Origin of the sequence: Streptomyces sp. NBC_01294, from assembly GCF_035917235.1 — a bacterium.
GTDB lineage: Bacteria > Actinomycetota > Actinomycetes > Streptomycetales > Streptomycetaceae > Streptomyces > Streptomyces caledonius.
Map to the genome: position 1 here is coordinate 1714123 of NZ_CP108423.1, position 23693 is coordinate 1737815.

Sequence of the window (23693 nt, forward strand, 5' to 3'; positions counted from 1 at the left end):
CCGACTCCGCCGGGGTCATGACATCGGCACACGATGCGACGAGAGGGGGCGAGGGGACATGAAGCCCATGGCACACCTGGGGGTGGGCATCGGCTGGCGGCCGGAGATCGCGGAAGCGGTCGAGCGGCTGCCCGGCCTGGACTGGGTCGAGGTGGTGGCCGAGAACGTATGCCCCGGCCACCTGCCCGAGGCGCTGCTGCGGCTGCGCGAGCGCGGTACGCGTGTCGTGCCGCACGGGGTCTCGCTCGGGCTCGGCGGCGCCGACCGCCCCGACCCGGAGAAGCTCGCGGCGCTCGGCGAGCGGGCGGTGGCGCTGGGGGCGCCGCTGGTCACCGAGCACATCGCCTTCGTACGGACCTCCTCGCCCGTGCTGGAGGCCGGGCACCTGCTGCCGGTGCCGCGCACCCGCGACGCGCTGGACGTGCTGTGCGAGAACGTACGGATCGCGCAGGACGCCCTGCCCGTGCCGCTGGCCCTGGAGAACATCGCGGCGCTGTTCTCGTGGCCGGGCGAGGAGCTGACCGAGGGGCAGTTCCTGACGGAGCTGGTCGAGCGGACCGGTGTCCGGCTGCTGATCGACGTGGCCAACCTGCACACCAACCGGGTCAACCGGGGCGAGGACCCGGCCGCCGTCCTGGACGGGATCCCGCTGGAGGCGCTGGCGTATGTGCACGTGGCGGGCGGTGTGGAGCGGGGCGGCGTCTGGCACGACACGCACGCGCACCCGGTGCCGCCGGTGGTCCTCGACCTGCTGGCCGAGCTGCGCTCCCGGGTGGACCCGCCGGGCGTCCTGCTGGAACGCGACGACGACTTCCCGCCGGAGCAGGAACTCGCGGACGAACTGACCGCGATCCGCGCAGTGGTGACGGCGGGCGCCGCGACGACGCGACCCGCGACCGCAGGCCCCGCGACCGCAGGCCCCGCAACCGCCGGCCCCGCAACCGCGGGCCCCGCGGCCACCGCCCCCGCGACGGAGGTCCCGGGCGTCGGCGTGCCGGAAGCGGCACCGGAGGCTGCCGCACAGGAGCCCGCCGCGGAGGCGGAGTTCCTCGGCGACACTGAGCCCGCCCGGACCCGGGTGGCGCTCGGGCAGGCCGCGCTGCTGTCGGCCCTGGTGGCCGGGACCCCGGTGCCCGAGGGGTTCGACCGGCTGCGCATCCGGGTACAGGCCCGGGCCCTGGCCGCCAAGCGGGCCGACGTGGTGGCCCGGCTGGCTCCCGAGCTGCCCGGGATCCTGGGCGGCCGGGACCCGTACCGCGAGGCCTTCCTCGCCTACGCCAAGGGCCGCCCCATGACCGCCGGCTACCGCCGGGACGCGCTGGACTTCGCCGAGCACCTGCTGATCCGGGACCTGCCGGCCGATCCGGCCGCCCGGCGCCGGCTCACCGCCTGGTGGCGGGACCGGGCCGGGGCCAGGCCGCCCGGCCGGATCGTGCGCTGGGCCCGGACGCTCGTGGGGAGGGCGGCATGAACCTCCTCGCCCTCGCGATCTGGATCGCCGTCATCGTCTCCTCGTTCCTGCTGATGCGCGGGCTGCGCAGCTCCCGGCCCGCCTCGGCCGGACCTGCGGCCGGGCTCCACGACCTGTCCGAGGCCGCCTTCGTGGTGGGCGGCCCCGGCACCGTCGTGGACGTCGCGCTCGTCTCCATGCTCGGGGACGGCCGACTCGTGGTCGGCGGTCCCGGCATCGTCCAGGTACACCCCGGGTCGTGGGCCACCAACCCCACCGAACGCGCCGTCCTCCAGGCCCACCAGGGGGCGCCCTCGGGGTGGCTCTACCAGGTGCGCTACACCGCCATGTGCGACCCGGCCGTCCAGGAGATCGGGGACGCGCTGGCCGCACGCGGGCTGCTCTCCCCGCCCGGATCCGGGCGGCCGTGGCGCCGCTTGGCGCTGCTCCAGGCCGCCGTGTGCGCGCTCCTGATCCCGGTGTCGCTGGTGCTGACCTTCGTGGGCTTCGTCGTCGATTCCGGCCCCCAGGTGCCGTTCATCGCGAAGGTGCTGGTCGTCCTGGTGGCCGGCATCCTCGTGGGCCTGATCTGCGCGGCCCGGGCCAAGAGCCGGGTCACCCCGGCGGGGCGGCGGGCGCTGCTCGCGACCCGCTCCGCGCACCGCAACGACCCGACCCCGTACGTGCAGACCGCACTGTTCGGGCTGCGCGGTCTGCGGGACCCGTACCTGCGGCAGCAGTTGGTGCCCGCCATCCGCGGCACCCGGCTGGCCGCGGCCCAGTCGGGCCCGCGGTTTCGCAGCACGGACGGGGCGTCGTACGGATCCGCAGCCGAGCTGCTGCCGGTCCTCTGGTGCGCCACGAGCGACGGCGGCAGTGGCGGTTCGAGCTGCGGCGGTGGCGGTTCGAGCTGCGGCGGCTCCTCGGGATCCGGCTGCGGGTCCTCCGGCAGCAGCGGTTCCAGCTGCTCCAGCAGCAGCTCGAGCTGCAGCAGTTCGTCCGGTTCCAGCTGCTCCAGCTCCAGCAGTTCCTGACCACCCGGTACGGCAACCGGGGGCGTAGGGCGCGGCATCGGGGCCATTGCGGCCGACACCGGCCGGTGATCCTTTACACGGGCGCAGCCCGTGCCTTTCATCGATTCATCGGATGAGATGAGGGGGCCGCCATGCGGACGAGGCACGCACGCCACGGAGCCGCCGTGGCCGCGCTCTCCCTCGCCCTCTGCGCCCCGGCCCACCTCCCCGCCCACGCCGCGGGGCCCGCCGGGCCCGCCCCGCGCGACCCGCTCGGCGGGACGGCCGCCGAGGCCGCCGGCGCCGCCCTCGCCGCCCAGCGCGCGGCGGCCACGGCAGCGGCCGGAGGCAGCGGCGGCCTCGACTTCCGCGGCTGCCCCGACGCCGAGCGGCTCCCCGCCCCGGTCCGGTGCGCCACCCTGCGCGTCCCGCTCGACTACGCGCGCCCCGACGGCCCGCAGATCTCCCTCACCGTCAGCCGGGTCCCCGCCACCCGCGCCCGCGGCGCCGACCGCCAGGGCGCGCTCGTCCACAACCCGGGCGGCCCCGGCGCCTCCGGCATGCAGTTCCCGCTCGTCGCCGGCCTCGCCGGCTGGGAGCGGATCGCCGCCGCCTACGACCTCGTCGGCTACGCCCCGCGCGGCGTCGGCCGCTCCGCCCCGCTGTCCTGCCAGGACCCGGCCGCCCGCACCAAGGGCCCCACCCCGGAGCCGGCCGACCCCTCCCCCGCGGACAAGAGGCAGCGCGTCGAGGCCGCCCGGGCCTACGCCCACGGCTGCGCGCGGCGGGCCGGCGCGGCCCTGCCGTACTACACGACCCTGAACAACGCCCGCGACCTGCACGTGCTGCGGGCCGCGCTCGGCGAGGAGAAGCTGACCTTCCTGGGCTCCTCGTACGGCACCTACCTCGGCGCCGTCTACGCCACCCTCCACCCGGGCCGTGTCCGCCGGATGGTCCTCGACTCGGCGGTCGATCCCGACCCGCGCCGCGTCTGGTACCGCAACAACCTCGACCAGGCGCCCGGCTTCGAGCGCCGCTGGTACGACTTCCGCGCCTGGGTGGCCCGGCACCACGGCACGTACCGCCTCGGCGCCACCCCGGCGGCCGTGCAGGCGAGTTACGAGCGCGTCCGGGACGCGGTGGCCCGTACCCCCGCCGGCGGGGCCGTCGGCACCGGCGAACTCCGGGCCGCCTACCTCCAGGCCGCGTACTACGACGACGTCTGGCCGGACCGGGCGGCGGCCCTGGCGGCCTTCCTGCGCGGCGATCCGGCGGAGCTGACCGCGCAGGCCGCCCCGGACCCGGCGGTGGCCGCCGCGGCCGAGAACGCGACGGCGGTCTACACGGCGGTGCTGTGCAACGACGCCTCCTGGCCCGCGGACTTCGCGACCTGGGACCGCGACAACACCGAGCTGGCCCGCACGGCACCCTTCGAGACCTGGGCCAACGCCTTCCTGAACCTCCCCTGCGCCTACTGGCCGGTGCGCGAGCGGCAGCGGCCGGTGGCGGTCGGGGCCCAGCCGGAGCGGCTGCCGCGGACGCTCGTGGTCGCGGCGGAGCGGGACGGAGCGACGCCGTACCCGGGCGCGCTGGAGCTCCAGCGGCGGCTCGGCGCCGGGTCCTCACTGGTGACGGAGACGGGGTCCGGCTCCCACGGAGTGGTCGGCGGACGCAATGACTGCGTGGACCGTCACGTGGAGCGGTATCTGCTGACGGGCTCCACCCCCGGGTGGCGCGTCAGGTGTGCGCCGCATCCGGAGCCCGCACCGGTGTCGCTGGACGACCGGGCAGCGGGCGCCCGCAGGGCGCTGCTGCCACCAGTCGTCTGAACTTCCGGGCGGGATCTCCGGCTGCGTCGTTTCGGGGGCATGGCCTCCCGATCCACCGGAGGAACTCACCTTGACGGTGTCGGTCGTCCTCCGGTCCTTCCCCCCAGGGGAGGTATCAGGCGAGCCCGGCCACCAGATCGGTGACGGACTTGCGGCGTCCGGTGTAGAAGGGCACCTCTTCACGGACGTGCATGCGGGCCTCGGAGGCGCGCAGGTGACGCATCAGGTCGACGATGCGGTACAGCTCGTCCGCCTCGAAGGCCAGCATCCACTCGTAGTCGCCCAGCGAGAAGGAGGCGACGGTGTTGGCACGCACGTCCGGGTAGCCGCGGGCCATCTTGCCGTGGTCGGCGAGCATGCGGCGGCGGTCCTCGTCGGGCAGCAGGTACCAGTCGTAACTGCGCACGAAGGGGTACACGCTGACGTAGTCGCGCGCGACCTCGTCGGCCAGGAAGGCCGGGATGTGCGACTTGTTGAACTCGGCCGGGCGGTGCAGGGCCATGTTCGACCACACCGGCTCCAGCGCGCGGCCGAGCCTGGTGCGGCGGAACAGGTTGTACGCGGTCTGCAGCTCGTCCGCGGTCTCGGCGTGCCACCAGATCATGATGTCGGCATCGGCACGCAGGCCGGAGACGTCATAGGTGCCGCGGACGGTGATGTCCTTGGCGGCCAGCTGGTCGAACAGCTCCTGGACCTCGTCGGCGAAACCGGCGCGGTCCTCCGGCAGGACGTCCTTCAGCTTGAAGACGGACCACAGGGTGTAGCGGATGACCTCGTTGAGGTCCTTCGCCTTCTTCCCCGCGTTGGGAATCTTCTCTGGTGCAGTCATGTTCCCATTGTCCCGTGCGCTGATCAGTGGTCGGTGCCAGGGGTACCGGAACGCGTCCCGAGCGAGGCGATCACCGCGTCCGCGGCCGCGCCGGCGCTCGCGATGCAGGCCGGAATGCCCACCCCGTCGTAGACCGCGCCGCACACCGCGAGGCCGGGCAGGGCCGCGACGGCGCCGCGGATCCGGGCGACCCGGCCGAGGTGGCCGACCGGGTACTGGGGCAGCCCGCCGTCCCAGCGGGTGACGGTCGAGGCGACCGGCCGGGCCGTCAGGCCCACGGCCTCGCCGAGGTCGGCGAGGGAGACCTCCACGAGCTCGCCGTCCTCGCGTTCCAGGTCCTCCTCGTCGGCGTGGCGGCCCACCGAGGTGCGCAGCAGGAAGAGCTCCGGATCCGACCCGGCCCAGGCCCACTTGTTGCTGGAGAAGGTGGAGGCCTTGATGGTCCGGCCGTCGACGGGCGGTACGAGGAACCCGCTGGCGCCGCCGCCGGAGACGGCGGCCGGCAGGTCGGAGCGCCGGAAGGCCATCGTGATCAGGGCCATCGAGGCGTACTCGACCCCGCGCAGCTCGGCCGCGGCCGTCGGCGCGAGCCGGTCCAGCAGCCGCGCGGCGGGCCCGGCCGGGGTGGCCAGGACCACGCCGTCGGCCTCGACGACCTCGGCGCCGGCCACGACCCGCCAGCCTTCCGTCGTACGCGTGACCTCGCGGACGGGGGCGCCGGTGACGATCCGCGCCCCGGCGGAGCGGCAGGCCTCGGCCACGGCGAGCGGGAGCCGTCCGATGCCGCCGTCGATGCCGGCGAAGACCGGACCGGCCTGCTGGGGCTGCGCCTGCGCCCTGCGCTGCAGTTCCCGTACGCCGTCGCCCAGCAGGGCGTGCGTCCGGGCGGCCTCGAAGAGCTGGGGTACGGCGGCCCGCATGGAGATGCGGTAGGCGTTGCCGGCGTAGACCCCGCCGAGCAGCGGTTCCACCAGCCGGTCGACGACCTCGTGGCCCAGCCGGGCGGCGACGTACTCGCCGACGGCGACGTCGTCGCCGATCTCGACGGGCGGCAGCGTGCGCTCGGCCTCGATGCGCGCCAGCCCCTCGGCGGAGAGCACCCCGGAGGCGGCGAGCGGTCCCAGGTCGCCGGGGACTCCCATGACGTGCCCGCGGGGCATCGGCCGCAGCGCGCCGCGGGTCCACAGGTGGGCGGTGGCGGTGGCGGGCGGCTGTACGGCTGCGCCGAGGCCGACGGCCTCGGCGAGGGCCACGGCCTCCGGGCGGCGGGCGAGCATCGATTCGGCGCCGAGGTCGACGCGGGCCCCGGCGAGTTCGCCGGCGTACAGCTTGCCGCCGAGCCGCGGTCCGGCCTCCAGCAGCGTGACGCGGACGCCTCCGGCCAGCAGCCGGTGGGCCGCCGCGAGGCCCGCGATGCCGCCGCCGATGACGACGACATGGCCGAGGGGGCCGGGGGCGCCGCCGGCGCCTTCGCGGGCCGGCCGGGTGGCGCCGCCCGGCCGATCCGTACGCATGTCCGCTTCGTGCATGGACACATCGTCTCAGATCGATCTCCGAGGCCGGACCGTGACCGCATCGGGACCGGGCCGGAACCGCGGAAGCGAAACCCGCGACGGGACTCTGGACGTCGAAACGGCAACATCAGCCGATCCTCGGGGGTTTACACGATGCGACGACGCCCAGCAGCAACCCTGGCCGCCCTCTCCCTGGCGGGCGCGCTCGCGCTCACCGGCTGCGGAGCGGCCGACGAGGGCCGGGCCACCTCGGCCGACAAGGCGGCGGTCGCGCCCGCGCCCGCCTCCGGCGGAAAGGCTCCGGAGGGCGCGCAGGGCGCCGCGGCGGCCCCGGCGCCGGCCGCCTCCCCGGCCGACAAGAACGCCCCGCCCGCGGTGGTCCGCCCCAACGTCATCCGTACGGCGACGCTCGGCATCGAGACGACGGACGCCCAGAAGGCGCTCGCCGCGGCCCGCACCGCGGCCGACGGGGCCGGCGGCTACGTCGGCAACGAGTCCACCCGGCGCGGCGAGGACGGCCGGATGACCTCGACGGTGACCCTGCGGGTGCCCGGCGAGCGCTACGACGCCGTGCTCGGCGCCATGGAGGGCAGCGGGAAGCTCCTGCACCGCAAGGTCGACGCGCAGGACGTCACCGAGAAGGTCGCCGACATCGGCAGCCGCGTCGCGTCGCAGCAGGCCAGCGTGGCGCGGGTGCGCGACATGATGGGCAAGGCCTCGACGCTGAGCGACGTGGTGATGCTGGAGAGCGAGCTGAGCCGGCGCCAGTCGGACCTGGAGTCGCTGCTGGCGCAGCAGACGGCGCTGAAGGACCAGACCTCGATGGGCACGATCACGCTGGAGGTCTCGGAGCCGGCCGTGAAGCCGGAGGCGGTCGAGAAGAAGGAGAAGGAGCCCACCTTCCTGGGCGCCCTGGCCGGCGGCTGGGACGTCTTCACGAGGATCGTGCGCTACCTGACGGTGGCGGTGGGCGCGTTGCTGCCCTTCGCGCTGACGGCCGCCCTGGTGCTGTTCGTGGTCCGGCTGTACCGGTCGCGGCGGCCGGCGCGGCCGAAGGCGTCCCCGGCCTCGACCCCGGCGCAGGCACCGGCACCGGTACCGGCACCGGCACCGGTCGTTCCGGCGGCCCGGCCGGCGACTTCGGACACCGGGGCCGACGTGCAGGACTGAACGGACGTTCGCCCGTAGCGTGTTCACCATCCGATGGCGGTGAAGGGGCGGTACGGGCGATGACGACGGAACGACTGGTGGTGGTCGGCGGTGACGCGGCGGGGATGTCCGCCGCGTCACAGGCCCGCAGGCTCAAGGGACCGGCGGAGCTGGAGATCGTCGCCTTCGAGCGCGGGCACTTCACCTCGTACTCCGCCTGCGGCATCCCCTACTGGGTCGGCGGCCTGGTCGACGAGCGCGACGACCTGATCGCCCGCACTCCCGAGGAGCACCGCGCCCGGGACATCGACCTGCGCACCCGCACGGAGGTCGTGGAGCTCGACCTCCCCGGATCGCGGGTCCGTGCCCGCGATCTGGACAGCGGAACCGAATCCTGGACGGGCTACGACCAGCTCGTCCTGGCGACGGGCGCCCGCCCCATCCGCCCCCGGCTCCCCGGCATCGGCGCGCACGGGGTCCACGGCATCCAGACCCTCGACGACGGCCAGCGCCTCATGGACGCGCTGGAACGCACCGAGGGCCGCCGGGCGGTCGTGGTCGGCGCGGGCTACATCGGCGTGGAGATGGCCGAGGCCCTGGTGGGACGGGGCTACGAGGTCACCGTGCTGCACCGGGGCGAGCAGCCGATGGCCACGCTGGACCCGGACATGGGCGGCCTGGTGCACAGCGCGATGAACAGCATGGGGATCCGTACGGTCTCCCGGGCCGAGGTGACGAAGATCCTCACCGACGAGGAGGGCCGGGCCCGGGCGGTGGCCACGGCGGCGGGCGAGGAGTATCCGGCGGACGTCGTCGTGCTCGGCATCGGCGTGGAGCCCCGCACCGCGCTCGCCCGCGCGGCCGGCCTCCCGCTCGGCCCGTCGGGCGGCATCCTCACGGACTTCTCGATGCGCGTCCGGGGCTACGAGAACATCTGGTCGGGCGGCGACTGCGTGGAGGTCCTGGACCTGATCGCGGGCCGCACCCGGCACATCCCGCTGGGCACGCACGCCAACAAGCACGGCCAGGTCATCGGATCGGGCGTGGGCGGCGGCTACGCGACCTTCCCCGGGGTGGTCGGCACGGCGGTCAGCAAGGTCTGCGAACTGGAGATCGCCCGTACGGGCCTGCGCGAGCGGGACGCGCTGGAGGCGGGCCTGCGCTTCGTGACGGCCACCATCACCTCCACCAACACGGCCGGCTACTACCCGGGCGCGGCGGAGATGACGGTGAAGATGCTGGCGGAACGCCGCACGGGCCGCCTGCTCGGCGTCCAGATCGTCGGCGGCGCGGGCTCCGCGAAGCGCGTGGACATCGCGGCGGTCGCCCTCACGGCCGGCATGACGGTGGAACAGCTGGCCACCCTCGACCTCGGCTACGCCCCACCGTTCTCCCCGGTCTGGGACCCCATCCTGGTGGCAGCCCGCAAGGCCGTCACGGCGGTCCGCTCGGCGGGCGTCTGACCGGGCTCCGCCCGTTGCCGGGGGCTCCGCCCCCGGCAACGGCGATCAGCGGGCCGTCTTGGTGTGGACGTAGTCCACCAGGCGGGTCAGGGCGTCGGGGTCCGTCGTCGGGAGGACGCCGTGGCCCAGGTTGAAGACGTGGCCCTCCAGGCCGGCCGCGGCCGCGAGGACCTCATCCGTCTTGGCCTCGACGGCCTCCGGGGTGGAGAAGAGCACCGCGGGGTCCAGGTTGCCCTGGAGCGCCTTGCCGGGGCCGACGCGGCGGACGGCCTCGTCCAGCGAGACCCGGTAGTCGACGCCCATGACGTCGGCGCCGGCCTCGCCCATCAGGCCGAGGAGCTCGCCCGTGCCCACGCCGAAGTGGATGCGCGGGACCCCGTACGAGGCGACGGACTCCAGGACCTTCGCCGACGCGGGCATGACCGAGCGGCGGTAGTCCGCCGGGGCGAGCGCGCCGACCCAGGAGTCGAAGAGCTGGACGGCGGAGGCGCCGGCCTCGATCTGGACCTTCAGGAAGGCCGAGGTGATCTCCGCGAGGCGGTCCAGCAGGTCGGCCCACAGCTGCGGGTCCCCGTACATCAGGGCCTTGGTGTGCTCGTGGTTCTTCGACGGGCCGCCCTCGACGAGGTAGCTCGCGAGGGTGAAAGGCGCACCGGCGAAGCCGATCAACGGCGTGGAGCCCAGTTCACCCGTGAGCATGCCGATCGCCTCGGTGACGTACGAGACGTCCTCAGGGGTGAGGTCGCGCAGCTGTGCGAGGTCCTCGCGGCGGCGGATCGGCTGGGCGACGACCGGGCCGATGCCCGGCTTGATGTCCAGGTCGACGCCGATGGCCTTCAGCGGGACCACGATGTCGGAGAAGAAGATCGCCGCGTCCACGTTGTGGCGACGCACCGGCTGCAGCGTGATCTCGGTGACCAGGTCGGGGCGCATGCAGGATTCGAGCATCTGCGTGCCCTCGCGCAGCTTGCGGTACTCCGGCAGCGAGCGCCCCGCCTGCCTCATGAACCACACCGGGGTGTGCGGCACCGGCTCCCGCCGGCACGCCTTCAGGAAGGCGGAATCGTACGTCTGACTCGGCTGGCCCGTGAATGGGGTCTCCCCGGCGCCGGCGGAGCCTGGCGTGAGGGGAAGGTCGTTGGCGCTCACGACCCAAATCTTCGCACGTATGAAGAAGTGCCCGCCCCGGCGCGGGTGTCCCTGCGCCGCGGGGGCGCTCGTTCCGCCTAGTCTTCCCCGCATGGCTGCGGCTCAGGGACGATTTTCAGATGGCGCTGACGGCATGGACAGCGCGAAGGAGACCTCCGTCCCGCTCCCGTTCCGGCGGGCGGTCGACGGCTTGAAGAAGGCGCGCCTGCGTCCGGGGATCGAGATCGACCCCACGAAACCGCCCCAGAGACTGGCGCCGCACGCCTACTCCCTGGAGGCCGCGGTGGTGGACGGGGAGGACGACCTGGCCGACGGCCGGCTCATCCTGCTCCACGACCCGGCCGGACACGACGCCTGGCAGGGGACCTTCCGCCTGGTGACGCTCGTACGGGCTGAGCTGGAGCCGGAGATGGCCTCGGACCCCCTCCTCCCGGAGGTGTGCTGGTCCTGGCTGACGGGCGCCCTGGACGCGCGCGGGCTGACGTACGGGGAGGCGAGCGGAACCGTGACCATGGCGAGCTCGCACTACTTCGGCGGGCTCGCGGAGCGGCGGCCGGCGACGCAGATCGAGATCAGGGCCTCGTGGACGCCGCGCGAGGGGGTGGGCGGGGTGCCGGACACCTCGGCGCACCTGGCGGCGTGGTGCGAGCTGCTGTGCCAGATCGCGGGGCTGCCGCCGGTGGGTCCGACGGACACCGCGACCGGCGTGGTCTCCCTGCCACAGCGGCGCGGTCCGCACCACCCGTAGGCACGGGGCCGGACGGCCGCCTCGGAACGCCGGGGACCCGAAACCGGGAACGGGACGGGAACGGCCGATCGAGGCCCGCGACGCCGTGTCGGAACGCGGCATCCATTGTGGGCTTCTGATCACCCGATGATCGATCGTGCGTCCGAATTGCCCGAATTGTTACTCACCAAATCGTGATCATTTCCTAAAGCCGGGCGGGTGACGTGCCGAAGGAGTCAGTGACCATCCGTACGGTTCGCACCGGCTTCCTTCCCCGAGCCGGCCGTCCCGCCACTCCCCCAGGAGGCCTAGGTGTCCGTTCTTCTCGAGCAGCCCGCAAGCCTGGTCGCCTACCGCCCGAACAAGCCGACGGCCATGGTCGTCGTGGCCGACCCGCGCGTCCGCTCCACCGTCACCCGCCATCTGTGGGCCCTCGGAGTACGTGACGTGATCGAGGCGTCGTCCATCGCGGAGGCCCGCCCCCGCGTCGGCAGCCCGCGCGACATCTGCGTGGCCGACGTACACCTGCCCGACGGTTCCGGTCTCACCCTGCTCTCCGAGACCCGCGCCGCCGGCTGGCCCAACGGCCTGGCCCTGTCCGCCGCCGACGACATCGGCGCCGTACGCAACGCCCTCGCGGGCGGAGTGAAGGGCTACGTCGTCACCGGCACCCGGACCAACATCGGGCTCCCCACCCGGCCCGGCGCCGCCCCCATCGGCGCTGCCGCCGCCCGTATGCACCGCCGCCCCCCGGGTGCCCCGAGCCACCCGGGCGGCTACCGAGAGCTCTCCGGCCGCGAGGTCGAGGTCCTGCGCCTCGTCGCGGAGGGCCAGTCCAACAAGGCCATCGGCGTCTCGATGGGCCTGTCCGCCCTGACCGTCAAGTCCCACCTCGCCCGGATCGCCCGCAAGCTGGGCACCGGTGACCGTGCCGGAATGGTCGCCGTGGCCCTGCGGACCGGGATCATCCACTGAACGGGGGCCGGAGCTCCCGGATAACCTCCCCCGGACCCGGTCCGGGGGACCTCCCGGGAACCGCCGGAAAACTCCCCGCATACGCATCGCGCCCGTCGCCGGAACGTTCCGGCGACGGGCGCGTCGTATACACGGATACCCTTGACCGGTGACCGACGCCCAAGAGACCGCAGCAGACCTGCGCACCACCACCGGGGGCGGCCCCCCGGACGACGTCGTTGTTCCGCCCGGTGGGCTGCCGATTCCGTTGTTGGAGCCCCGCGAGGGCATCCCTCCGGTGGTCGCCGACGCGGACGCCCTCGCCGAAGTGGTCGCGGCGTTCGCCGCGGGCACCGGCCCCGTCGCCGTCGACGCCGAGCGAGCCTCCGGATACCGCTACGGCCAGCGCGCCTACCTGGTGCAGCTGCGCCGCGAGGGTGCCGGGTCCGCGCTGATCGACCCGGTGGGCTGCCCCGACCTGTCCGCACTGGGCGAAGCCCTGTCCGGCACCGAGTGGATCCTGCACGCCGCCACCCAGGACCTGCCGTGCCTGCGCGAAATAGGCATGGTGCCCACCTCCCTGTTCGACACCGAGCTGGCCGGCCGCCTCGCCGGCTTCCCGCGGGTCGGGCTCGGCGCGATGGTCGAGAGCGTTCTCGGCTACGCGCTGGAGAAGGGCCACTCCGCCGTCGACTGGTCCACCCGCCCGCTCCCCGAGCCGTGGCTGCGCTACGCCGCGCTGGACGTGGAGCTGCTGGTGGACCTGCGGGACGCACTGGAGAAGGAGCTGGACCGGCAGGGCAAGCTCGACTGGGCCCACCAGGAGTTCGACGCCATCGCCTCCGCACCGCCCGCGCCGCCCCGCAAGGACCCGTGGCGCCGTACGTCCGGCATGCACAAGGTGCGCCGCCGCCGCCAGATGGCGGTCGTACGGGAGCTGTGGGAGTCCCGGGACCGGATCGCGCAGCGGCGTGACGTGTCGCCGGGCAAGGTGCTGGGCGATGCCGCGATCGTCGAGGCCGCCCTCGCCCTGCCGGCGAACGTGCACACCCTGTCCGCCCTGCCCGGATACGGGCAGCGGATGGGCCGGCGTCAGCTGGACCAGTGGATGGCCGCCGTGGACCGGGCGAAGGCCCTGCCCGAGAACGAGCTGCCGCAGCCGGGTGCGACCCCGGCCGGTCCGCCGCCGCCGCGCTCCTGGGTGGACAAGGACCCGGCTGCCGCGGCCCGGCTGTCGGCGGCCCGCGCCGCCGTCTCGGCGCTGGCGGAGGAGCTGAACCTGCCGCAGGAGAACCTGATCACCCCGGACACGGTCCGCCGGCTTTGCTGGGAGCCGCCGCAGCGGCTCCAGGCGGACGCGGTGGCCGAGGCCCTCGCGGGCTACGGTGCCCGGCCCTGGCAGATCGAGCAGGTGACCCCGGTCCTGGTGACGGCCCTGGCGGCCACCGCCACCGCCTGACCGGACCGGGCGGACCGCGACCCGGTGCGATGCGATGAAGCCCCCCGGCCCGGTGCCGGGGGGCTTTGCTACACGGTGTCCGTGTACGCGCCGTCCTCGTCCACGTAGTAGCTGCCCTTCTCCAGGTCGTCGATCCTGGTGTGCCCCAGCCACTGCCTGGACAGGTGGTGCAGGACCTTGGACTGGCGTTCCCAGACCATGGAGTGCCCGGCGCAGGCGACCCGGAACATCAGCTTGCGGACGCCCGGGATCGCGTCGTAGAGCGCCGGGACGGAGAAGGTGGGCGAGTTCGCCGTCTGGTCGTGCTCCCCGTAGACGATCATCACCGGGACCTCGTCCCCGAGCACGCCGCCGACCGGGACGGTGTCCTGGTTCCAGCCCCACCAGTAGGAGTTGCGGAACCGCAGCACGCCCTCGGGCTGCCCGGCCGTCGGGCCGCCCCAGGTGCTGCCGACCGGGTCGAGGGCCATGCACTCCTTCCACACCGCCTCGACCATGCCCGCGGCCCGCTGCTTCGGGGACCGGACCTCCTTGTCCCAGGCGCTTTCGAGGCCCGTCCGGCTGGACAGGTTCATCGGGAAGCCGAACAGGGAGGGCGGGCTGGACACGGGGAACGACGCGACCGGGGCGCCGAAGCCGTTCGGCGGCACGCCGGGCCGGCCCGCGGGCGGGTAGATCGGCGCGAGGAGGAGCAGGCTCTCCACCTTCCCGGGGTTCTGGATCGCGTACGGCCCGAACACGAAGGAGGCGGCGGACTGCCCGACGAGGGCGACCTTGGCCGTGCCCCGCTGGGCCCTGATCCACTCGACGACCGTGTCGACCTCGCCCCACTCGCTCTTCGAGTTCCCCAGCTCGTGCGGGTAGGGCGGGGTGCAGGCGGTCGACAGCGGGTTGGGCATCAGGAGGCCCTGGTGCTGCGGGTTGGTGTTGCAGGGCCGGTCCATCTCCGGACGCGGCGACAGGCCCGATCCCGTGAGCTCCATGAGGAACACGTCGAATCCCGCCTTGGCCAGGTACTGGGCCCAGCTGTACTTGGCGCCGTCGTGCTGGAGGTCGAAGGCCACGACCGACGGCACGCTCCGGCCGTGCAGCATCAGGACGGCCTTGCGCTGCGCGTTGGGGCCGGGCGGGGTGCCGTCGTACTCCCGCACGAACAGCTTGACGGCCTGGCCCGCGTTGGCGGGGACCGTCGAGGTGTGCGGGACCTGGTGGTTCACGGGGGTGATGGGGGGCATGACTCGCATCCGATCCGTCGACTCGGCCGGAGGGGACGCTCCGACCGGGTCAGGATCGGGACTGGGCCGGGGCGAACGCCACGATCGCGGCCGGGGGGCCGGTGCACGTGACCTGAACGGGTTGGCCGGACGGGTCCGATCGGTCGGGGCGCGGGGTCGTGGAGCGGCGGGCCGAGTGTGACCTTCGCCGCTCCTCCGGGAGGGGGTGTGCACATTGGTTACCCGCAAGTAGCATGGTCGGGTGAGCGGGCGCTCAGCAATACCTGCCGAACGTCCCCGCGCGCAGCAGTGCACACCCGCACCTGGAGGAGAGCCAACGTGCCTCGTACCGTCAGGGACGTCGTCTTCGTCGACGGCGTCCGCACCCCGTTCGGCAAGGCGGGCCCGAAGGGCATCTACAACGGGACCCGCGCCGACGATCTCGTCGTCAAGGCGATCCGGGAGCTGCTGCGCCGCAACCCGGACCTGGACCCCGCGAAGATCGACGAGGTCGCCATCGCCGCGACCACGCAGATCGGCGACCAGGGCCTGACGCTGGGCCGTACGGCCGGCATTCTCGCGGGCCTCCCGCAGTCCGTCCCGGGCTACTCCATCGACCGTATGTGCGCCGGCGCGCTGACCGCCGTGACCGCCGTCGCGGGCGGCGTGGCCTTCGGTGCGTACGACGTCGCCCTCGCCGGCGGTGTCGAGCACATGGGGCGCCACCCCATGGGCGAGGGCGTGGACCCGAACCCGCGCTTCGTCTCCGAGAAGCTGGTCGACGAGTCCGCCCTGTTCATGGGCATGACCGCCGAGAACCTGCACGACCGGTACCCGACGATCACCAAGCTCCGCGCCGACGAGTACGCCGTGCGCTCGCAGGAGAAGGCCGCCAAGGCGTACGCCGACGGCAAGATCCAGCTGGACCTGGTCCCGATCTCGGTGCGCAACACCAACGAGGCGGCCGGTGAGACGGGCTGGGGCCTGGTCACCTCCGACGAGCCGATGCGCCCGGGCACCACGCTGGAGAACCTGGCCGGCCTGAAGACCCCGTTCCGTACGCACGGCCGGGTCACCGCGGGCAACGCCGCCGGTCTCAACGACGGTGCCACCGCCGCGATCATCGCGTCCGAGGACTTCGCCCGCGAGAACAACCTCCCGGTCAAGATGCGCCTGGTCTCGTACTCCTTCGCGGGTGTCGAGCCCGAGGTCATGGGCTACGGCCCGATCCCGGCCACCGAGAAGGCCCTCGCCCAGGCCGGCCTGTCCATCGAGGACATAGGCCTGTTCGAGGTCAACGAGGCCTTCGCCGTGCAGGTGCTCGCCTTCCTGGAGCACTACGGCATCGCCGACGACGACGCCCGCGTGAACCAGTACGGCGGCGCGATCGCCTTCGGTCACCCGCTCGCCTCCTCCGGCGTGCGCCTGATGACGCAGCTGGCCCGGCAGTTCGAGGAGCAGCCGCACGTCCGCTACGGCCTGACCACCATGTGCGTCGGCTTCGGCATGGGCGCCACGGTCATCTGGGAGAACCCGAACTTCAACGCCGAGGGAGACTCCAAGTGAGCACCACCGCTGAGCTCCTGAAGGGCGCGGCCGAGCTGTTCCCGGACGAGGTCGTCACGTCCGCGCACGTCCGCCACCTGGACCTGCCGTTCGGCGCCGGGCGCTTCGCGCTCATCACGCTGGACAACGGCTTCGACCACACCAAGCCGACCACCTTCGGCCCGCAGTCCCTCGCCAACCTGAACGCGGCGATCGACCAGGTCGAGCAGGAGGCCACCGCCGGCTCCATCGTCGGCGCGGGCATCACCGGCAAGCCGTTCATCTTCGCGGTCGGCGCCGACCTCAAGGGCGTCGAGCTGCTGAAGAAGCACGACGAGGCGCTCGCCATCGGCAAGGGCGGCCACGACGTCTTCAAGCGCCTGTCGGCGCTGGCGGTCCCGACGTTCGCGTACTACAACGGCGCGGCGATGGGCGGCGGTGTCGAGGTCGGTCTGCACTGCACCTACCGCACCGTCTCCAAGGCCATCCCGGCCTTCTCGCTGCCCGAGGTCTTCCTCGGCCTGGTTCCCGGCTGGGGCGGCTGCGCCATCCTGCCGAACCTGATCGGCGCCGAGCGCGCGGTCTCGGTGATCATCGAGAACTCGCTCAACCAGAACAAGCAGCTGCGCGGCAAGCAGGTCTTCGACCTGGGCATCGCGGACGCACTGTTCGAGGGTGCGGACTTCCTGGAGCAGTCGCTCCTGTGGACCGCGAACGTCCTGAACGGCACCACCGAGGTCGTACGCGCCGAGATCGACCGCGGCGAGGCCTGGGACGCGGCCGTCGCCAAGGGCCGCTTCATCGCGGACTCCAAGGTGCACGGCGCCGCTCCCGCCGCCTACCGCGCGCTGGACATCATCGCCGCGGCCAAGTCGGGCGACCTCCAGGCCGGCTTCGACGCCGAGGACACGGCCCTGGCCGACCTCATCATGGGCGGCGAGCTGCGCTCGGGCATCTACGCCTTCAACCTGGTCCAGAAGCGCGGCAAGCGCCCGGCCGGTGCCCCGGACAAGTCCCTGGCCCGTCCGGTCACCAAGGTCGGCGTCGTCGGCGCGGGCCTGATGGCCTCGCAGCTGGCGCTGCTCTTCCTGCGCCGCCTGGAGGTGCCGGTGGTCCTCACCGACATCGACCAGGAGCGCGTGGACAAGGGCGTGGGCTACGTCCACGCCGAGATCCAGAAGCTGCTCGGCAAGGGCCGCATCAACCAGGACAAGGCCAACCGCCTGACCGCCCTGGTGACGGGTGTCCTGGACAAGGCCGAGGGCTTCGCGGACGCGGACTTCATCATCGAGGCCGTGTTCGAGGAGATGTCGGTCAAGCAGAAGGTGTTCGCGGAGGTCGAGGCGGTCGCCCCGGCGCACGCGATCCTCGCCACCAACACCTCCTCGCTGTCGGTGTCGGAGATGGCCTCCAAGCTCCGGCACCCGGAGCGCGTGGTCGGCTTCCACTTCTTCAACCCGGTCGCGATCCTCCCGCTGCTGGAGATCGTCCGCGGCGAGCAGACCGACGAGGCCTCGCTGGCCACCGCCTTCGGTGTCGCCAAGAAGCTGAAGAAGACCGCCGTTCTCACCAAGGACGCCCCGGCGTTCGTCGTGAACCGGATCCTGACCCGCTTCATGGGCGAGATCCAGAACGTCATCGACGAGGGCACCCCGGTCGTCACGGCGGAGAAGGCCATCGAGCCGCTCGGCCTGCCGATGTCCCCGCTGGTCCTCCTGGAGCTCGTGGGACCTGCGATCGGTCTGCACGTCTCCGAGACCCTGAACCGCGCCTTCCCGGAGCGCTTCATCGTCTCCCCGAACCTGGCCGCGGTCGTCAAGGCCGGCAAGCGCGGCTTCTACGTCTACGACTCCGGCAAGCCGGAGCTGGACCCCGAGGTCGCCGCCCTCCTCGTCCAGGGCGATGTCGTCCTGACCGAGGAGCAGGTCCGCGACCGCGTCCTGGACGCGGTGGCGCAGGAGATCGGCCTGATGCTGGAGGAGGGTGTCGTGGCCGAGGCCCAGGACATCGACCTCTGCCTCATCACCGGTGCCGGCTGGCCCTTCCACCTGGGCGGCGTGACGCCGTACCTGGACCGCGAGGGTGTCTCGGAGCGCGTGAACGGCAAGAAGTTCCTCGCCCCCGGCGTGGCGAGCGTCCCGGCCTAGTCGGGCCCGCGCACACGGAGCCGGCCGAACGGGTGACCCGTTCGGCCGGCTTCCGGCTTTTCCGGCCTTTCAGCCTTTCGGTCTTCCGGTCTTCCGGCTTCTCACATCCGGAACGTCAGAACTTCGCGTCCGCGCCGACCTTGCCGAGGCGGCTGTTGCGGCGTCCGTAGGCGAAGTAGACGACGATGCCGATCGCCATCCAGATCCCGAAGCGCAGCCAGGTCTCGGTCGGCAGGTTGAGCATCAGCCAGAGCGAGGCCGCGATCGACAGGATCGGGACGAAGGGCACCCACGGAGTGCGGAAGGACCGGTGCAGGTCGGGGCGGGTCCGGCGCAGGATGATCACGCCGAGGGCGACCACCACGAAGGCGAACAGGGTGCCGATGTTCACCAGTTCCGCGAGCTTCTTGAGGCTGGTGAAGCCCGCGACGACGGCGATGACGCCACCGAGCAGGAGGGTCGCGCGGTAGGGGGTGCGGTACTTCGGGTGAGTGACGGAGAAGACGCGCGGCAGCAGTCCGTCACGGCTCATCGCGAAGAACACCCGGGTCTGGCCGAGTAGCAGGATCATGCTCACGGTGATCAGACCGACGGACGCCCCGAGGCTGATGGCGCCGGCGAAGAAGGGCTGGTTGACGGATTTGAAGGCTTCGGCGAGTGGAGCCGTCGGCGACATCTCCGAGTACTTCTGCATGCCGGTCACGACCAGCGTCACGGCGACGTAGAGCACGGTGCAGATCACCAGCGAGCCGAGGATGCCGCGCGGCATGTCCCGCTGGGGGTTCTTGGTCTCCTCGGCCGCGGTGGCCACGACGTCGAAGCCGATGAAGGCGAAGAAGATGAGCGAGGCCGCGGTGAAGATGCCCATGACGCCGAAGTTGGTGGGCGCGTAGCCGAAGAGCACCTGGACCAGCGGAGCATGCCAGCCGCTGCCCGCGGGCTGCGGTTCGGCCGGAGGGATGAAGGGGGAGTAGTTGTCGGCCGTGATGAAGAACAGGCCGGCGATGATCACCAGCATCACCACGGTGACCTTGATGGCGACCACGATCGCGGTGATCCGCGCCGACAGCTTCGTCCCGATGACCAGGACCGCCGTCAGCACCAGGATCAGCAGGAACGCCAGCAGGTCGAAGGATCCGCCCGCATCTGGCCCGGAGAGCGCGGCGGGCATGTCCCAGCCGAGGTTGGTGTGCATGAGGCTGCGCACGTACCCGGACCAGCCGACCGCCACGACGGCGGTGCCGAGCGCGAACTCGAGCACGAGGTCCCACCCGATGATCCAGGCGGGCAGCTCGCCGATCGAGGCGTACGCGAACGTGTACGCCGACCCGGCCACCGGCACGGTGGACGCGAACTCGGCGTAGCAGAGCGCCGCGAGGGCGCAGACGATGCCTGCTGCCACGAAGGCGAGGGCGGTGGCGGGGCCGGCGTTGTTCCGGGCCGCGATGCCCGTGAGGACGAAGATGCCGGTGCCGATGATGACACCCACACCGAACACCGTCAGGTCCCAGGCGGAGAGCGACTTCCGGAGCGCGTGTTCCGGCTCCTCCGTGTCACGGATGGACTGCTCCACCGTCTTGGTGCGGAAGGGGCTGTTCATATCCCTACTCACCGACGCACCTCCGAAAGGTGTCGACGCACGCGAACGGGCCGGGAGGCCCACTCCTCAAGAGTGATCTCCCGGCCCGTGACGTGCAACCGCGCCGCGATCTAGGGGCCGCCGTCAAGTGGCCGTACCGGCCATTGACGGGGGCGCCCCGGATTCCTAGTCGACGGCGGCGGCCGGCTCGCTGTCGTAGCGGCCGTCCAGCTTGGCGACCAGGCCCGTGACCTGCCGGGCGATGTCCGGCGCGGTCAGCCCGATCTCGGCCATGACCTCCTTGCGGGAGGCGTGGTCGAGGAAGCGCTGCGGGATGCCGAAGTCGCGCAGCGGTACGTCGACCCCCGCGTCCCGCAGGGCCTGCGAGACGGCGGAGCCGACGCCGCCGGTCCGGCCGTTGTCCTCGACGGTGACGACCACGCGGTGGCGGTCGGCCAGCGGCGCCAGGGCCTCGTCCACCGGCTTGACCCAGCGCGGGTCGACCACGGTCGTGGTGATGCCCTGCTTGTCCAGCAGAGCGGCGATCTCCAGGCACATCGGGGCGAGCGCACCGACCGAGACGAGCAGTACGTCCGGACGGGTGACGTCGGCTCCGGGAGCGCGCAGCACGTCCATGCCGCCGATGCGGCCGACGGCCGGGACGGCCGGGCCGACGACGCCCTTGGAATAGCGCACGACGGTCGGCGCGTCCTTGACCTCGACGGCCTCGCGCAGCTGGGCGCGCAGCTGCTCGGCGTCACGCGGGGCGGCCAGGCGCAGACCGGGCACCACCTGCATGATCGACATGTCCCACATGCCGTTGTGGGAGGCGCCGTCCGTACCGGTGACACCGGCCCGGTCCAGGACGAAGGTGACCCCGCACTTGTGCAGGGCGACGTCCATCAGGACCTGGTCGAAGGCGCGGTTGAGGAAGGTGGCGTACACCGCGAAGACCGGGTGGGCGCCGCCGGTCGCCAGGCCCGCCGCCGACGTGGCGCCGTGCTGCTCGGCGATGCCGACGTCGTAGATCCGGTCCGGGAAGGCGTCCGCGAACTTCTTCAGGCCGACCGGCTGGAGCATGGCCGCGGTGATCGCGACGATGTCCTTGCGCTCCTTGCCGAGCTTGACCATCTCGTCGGCGAAGACGGAGGTCCAGCTGGCGGCGTCGGTGGAGACGGGCAGGCCGGTGTCGGGGTGGATGACGCCGACGGCGTGGAAACGGTCCGCCTCGTCCTGGACGGCCGGCTCGTAGCCCCGGCCCTTCTGGGTGAGGCAGTGCACGATGACCGGGCCGCTGAAGCGCTTGGCGCGCTGCAGGGCGGACTCCAGGGCCTCGATGTCGTGGCCGTCGATGGGCCCGATGTACTTCAGGCCCAGGTCCTCGAACATGCCCTGCGGGGCGATGAAGTCCTTGAGGCCCTTCTTGGCGCCGTGCAGGGTCTCGAAGAGCGGCTTCCCGACGACCGGGGTGCGCTCCAGGATCTCCTTGCCGCGGGCCAGGAAGCGCTCGTAGCCGTCCGTCGTGCGCAGGGTGGCCAGGTGGTTCGCGAGGCCGCCGATGGTGGGCCCGTACGAGCGCTCGTTGTCGTTGACGACGATGACCAGCGGGCGGTCCTTGGCGGCGGCGATGTTGTTCAGCGCCTCCCAGGCCATGCCGCCGGTCAGCGCGCCGTCGCCGATGACGGCGGCGACGTGGTGGTCCTCGCGGCCCAGCACCTCGTTGGCCTTGGCCAGGCCGTCGGCCCAGCCCAGCACGGTGGAGGCGTGCGAGTTCTCGATCACGTCGTGGTCGGACTCGGCGCGCGAGGGGTAGCCGGACAGGCCGCCCTTGGAGCGCAGGCCCGCGAAGTCCTGGCGGCCCGTGAGCAGCTTGTGGACGTAGGCCTGGTGGCCGGTGTCGAAGAGGACCTTGTCCTTGGGCGAGTCGAAGACCCGGTGCAGGGCGATCGTCAGTTCGACCACCCCGAGGTTGGGGCCGAGGTGCCCGCCGGTCTTGGAGACGGCGTCGACGAGGAAGGACCTGATCTCGGCGGCGAGCTGTTCGAGCTCCTCCTGGCTGAGCCGGTCCAGATCGCGCGGTCCCTTGATGCGGGTCAGCAGCACCCGTGCCTCCTTGCAGTTGCTTGCTGGTCTGTCGAGTCTAATGTTCCGCCCGTGGGCCCGGTCATCGGGCCGTCCCGGCAGAGTCACACCTTTGTCATACATGTACGCACGACTGTGCGGCCACACATCACAAACGGGCGTATACCCGCACAGGAGTACCCGCCACTTGTACGCACGGATGCCCGGCGCCACGCGAAGTGGCACCGGGCACTGTGACCGTTCTTACCGCCGGACGTCGCTCCGGCGCGCAGTCGGACGCACCGTCAGGCGCGTCCGGCCGTCTTCTGGGTCTTGCGGGTGATCGAGTCGATCACCACGGTGGCCAGCAGCACCGCACCGGTGATCATGTACTGGATCGGCGTCGCGATGCCCTCCAGGGCCAGACCGTACTGGATCGAGACGATGACCATGACGCCGAGGAGGGCGTTCCAGGTCCGGCCCCGGCCGCCGAAGAGGCTGGTGCCGCCGATGACGGCCGCCGCGATCACGTTCATCAGCAGGTCGCCGGCGCCGGCGCTCTGGTTGGCTGCCGCGATCTTGGAGGCCCAGAACAGACCGCCGATGGCGGCGAAAGTGCTGGAGATCGCGAAGACCGTGATCCGGATCCGGGTGACGTTGATGCCCGCGCGGCGGGAGGCCTCGACGCTGCCACCCAGTGCGAAAACGTTTCGCCCAAAGGTCGTGCGGCGCAGCACGAAGTCCGTGACGATCAGGGCCAGCAGGAAGACCACCACCGCGAGCGGCAGGCCCTTGTACTGGTTGAACAGCACGGCGGGGACGAAGGCGAACAGCGCGAGCATGCCGGTGCGCAGCAGGATCTCGACGAGCGGCCGGGAGGGCATCCCGGCGGCCTCGCGGCGCCTCGCGTCCAGGAAGGCCGCGAGGAAGTAGCCGGCCACCGCGAGTGCGGCCAGCCCGTAGGCGACGGCCACGTCCGAGAAGAAGTACGTGGTCAGCTGGCCGACCACGCCGTCGGAGTCGATGTTGATCGTGCCGTTGCTGCCGAGGATCTGCAGCATCGCGCCCAGCCAGAACAGCAGGCCCGACAGGGTGACGGCGAAGGCCGGGGCGCCGAGCCTGGCGAAGAAGAAGCCGTGGATGCAGCCGATCAGGGCGCCACCGGCGATCGCGGCCAGGATCGCCAGCCACTCGTTCACGCCGTTGGTGACCGCGAGGACGGCGACGATCGCGCCCGAGACACCGCTGACCGAGCCGACCGACAGGTCGATCTCGCCGAGCAGCAGCACGAAGATGATGCCGATGGCGATCATGCCGGTGGCGGTCATCGTGATCGCGATGTTGGTGAGGTTCTCCGGGGAGAGGAAGTTCGAGTTCAGCCCCTGGAAGATCGACCAGATGACGATCAGGCCGATCACGACCGGGAGGGAGCCCAGGTCACCGGCCTTCATCCGGCGCTTGAACTCGCCCACGTACCCGGCGAGGCCCTCTTCCCTGACGAGCAGACGCGGGTCCACGGCCGGGATGGCGTCGTGAGCGGCCGCGGGGTTGACCGGGTCGATGTGCTCCGGCCGGTCGGCGGGGCCCTTGCCCAGTGGATCGGTGGCGGGG

General features: G+C 72.4%; 17 protein-coding genes. 10 read left to right on the plus strand and 7 right to left on the minus strand.

Going from position 1 to position 23693, the window contains the following annotated elements; translation table 11 throughout:
* Positions 1–58 precede the first annotated feature (58 nt).
* From OG534_RS07795 to OG534_RS07805, 3 genes are all read left to right on the plus strand, one after another.
* On the plus strand, positions 59–1471 hold the full coding sequence (locus tag OG534_RS07795) for a DUF692 domain-containing protein (protein ID WP_326587347.1): 1413 nt from the start codon (positions 59–61) through the stop codon (positions 1469–1471).
* Positions 1468–2484 carry a TIGR04222 domain-containing membrane protein gene (locus OG534_RS07800; RefSeq protein WP_326587348.1) on the plus strand — a complete coding sequence of 339 codons (1017 nt, stop codon included), beginning with the start codon at positions 1468–1470 and terminating at the stop codon, positions 2482–2484. Before OG534_RS07795 ends, OG534_RS07800 begins: the two co-directional genes overlap by 4 nt.
* A 131-nt stretch (positions 2485–2615) precedes the next feature.
* Complete coding sequence (locus OG534_RS07805) at positions 2616–4292, plus strand: alpha/beta fold hydrolase (protein WP_326587349.1); 1677 nt, start codon at positions 2616–2618, stop codon at positions 4290–4292.
* A gap of 115 nt (positions 4293–4407) precedes the next feature.
* Here OG534_RS07805 and hemQ read toward each other — a convergent pair whose 3' ends face one another.
* On the minus strand, positions 4408–5121 hold the full coding sequence (gene hemQ / locus OG534_RS07810) for a hydrogen peroxide-dependent heme synthase (RefSeq protein ID WP_326587350.1): 714 nt from the start codon (positions 5119–5121) through the stop codon (positions 4408–4410).
* 23 nt (positions 5122–5144) lie between these two features.
* Positions 5145–6650, minus strand: coding sequence for a protoporphyrinogen oxidase (hemG, locus tag OG534_RS07815; RefSeq protein WP_326587351.1), 1506 nt, complete (start codon positions 6648–6650; stop codon positions 5145–5147).
* Between the two features lie 138 nt (positions 6651–6788).
* Between hemG and OG534_RS07820 the strand changes: the two genes are divergently transcribed.
* Positions 6789–7805: a DUF4349 domain-containing protein gene (locus tag OG534_RS07820; RefSeq protein WP_326587352.1), complete on the plus strand. Its 1017-nt coding sequence runs from the start codon at positions 6789–6791 to the stop codon at positions 7803–7805.
* A 59-nt stretch (positions 7806–7864) separates the two neighbouring features.
* A complete protein-coding gene (locus OG534_RS07825; RefSeq protein ID WP_326587353.1) occupies positions 7865–9247 on the plus strand; it encodes an FAD-dependent oxidoreductase in 1383 nt (460 codons plus the stop codon).
* Positions 9248–9292: 45 nt separating this feature from the next.
* Here the strand turns inward: OG534_RS07825 and hemE are convergent, their stop codons facing one another.
* The gene (gene hemE, locus OG534_RS07830; RefSeq protein ID WP_398563094.1) at positions 9293–10396 is read right to left on the minus strand and encodes a uroporphyrinogen decarboxylase; all 1104 of its coding nucleotides are present in this window, start codon (positions 10394–10396) and stop codon (positions 9293–9295) included.
* 91 nt (positions 10397–10487) lie between these two features.
* Here hemE and OG534_RS07835 point away from each other — a divergent pair, with 91 nt between their 5' ends.
* The 3 genes from OG534_RS07835 (at position 10488) to OG534_RS07845 (ending at position 13536) form a co-directional block, all read left to right on the plus strand.
* Positions 10488–11144, plus strand: a complete 657-nt coding sequence (locus OG534_RS07835; protein ID WP_326587354.1) for a DUF3000 domain-containing protein — start codon at positions 10488–10490, stop codon at positions 11142–11144.
* A 291-nt stretch (positions 11145–11435) separates the two neighbouring features.
* Positions 11436–12098: a helix-turn-helix transcriptional regulator gene (locus OG534_RS07840; protein ID WP_007267191.1), complete on the plus strand. Its 663-nt coding sequence runs from the start codon at positions 11436–11438 to the stop codon at positions 12096–12098.
* Between the two features lie 148 nt (positions 12099–12246).
* The gene (locus tag OG534_RS07845; protein ID WP_326587355.1) at positions 12247–13536 is read left to right on the plus strand and encodes a ribonuclease D; all 1290 of its coding nucleotides are present in this window, start codon (positions 12247–12249) and stop codon (positions 13534–13536) included.
* A gap of 68 nt (positions 13537–13604) precedes the next feature.
* On the opposite strand, the gene OG534_RS07850 is transcribed toward OG534_RS07845, so the two are convergent.
* Entirely contained in the window at positions 13605–14771 is a 1167-nt protein-coding gene (locus tag OG534_RS07850) for an alpha/beta fold hydrolase (protein WP_326587356.1), read from the minus strand.
* A 318-nt stretch (positions 14772–15089) separates the two neighbouring features.
* Between OG534_RS07850 and OG534_RS07855 the strand changes: the two genes are divergently transcribed.
* Both OG534_RS07855 and OG534_RS07860 read left to right on the plus strand, forming a co-directional pair.
* Positions 15090–16316, plus strand: a complete 1227-nt coding sequence (locus OG534_RS07855; protein WP_326587357.1) for a thiolase family protein — start codon at positions 15090–15092, stop codon at positions 16314–16316.
* A complete protein-coding gene (locus tag OG534_RS07860; RefSeq protein WP_326587358.1) occupies positions 16313–18442 on the plus strand; it encodes a 3-hydroxyacyl-CoA dehydrogenase NAD-binding domain-containing protein in 2130 nt (709 codons plus the stop codon). Before OG534_RS07855 ends, OG534_RS07860 begins: the two co-directional genes overlap by 4 nt.
* A 115-nt stretch (positions 18443–18557) precedes the next feature.
* Here the strand turns inward: OG534_RS07860 and OG534_RS07865 are convergent, their stop codons facing one another.
* The 3 genes from OG534_RS07865 to OG534_RS07875 form a co-directional block, all read right to left on the minus strand.
* Complete coding sequence (locus OG534_RS07865) at positions 18558–20042, minus strand: amino acid permease (protein WP_326587359.1); 1485 nt, start codon at positions 20040–20042, stop codon at positions 18558–18560.
* A 165-nt stretch (positions 20043–20207) separates the two neighbouring features.
* On the minus strand, positions 20208–22124 hold the full coding sequence (dxs, locus tag OG534_RS07870; RefSeq protein WP_326587360.1) for a 1-deoxy-D-xylulose-5-phosphate synthase: 1917 nt from the start codon (positions 22122–22124) through the stop codon (positions 20208–20210).
* Between the two features lie 263 nt (positions 22125–22387).
* Positions 22388–23677 (minus strand): sugar ABC transporter permease, encoded by a 1290-nt coding sequence (locus OG534_RS07875; protein WP_442807219.1) that lies wholly within the window; start codon positions 23675–23677, stop codon positions 22388–22390.
* Positions 23678–23693 lie beyond the last annotated feature (16 nt).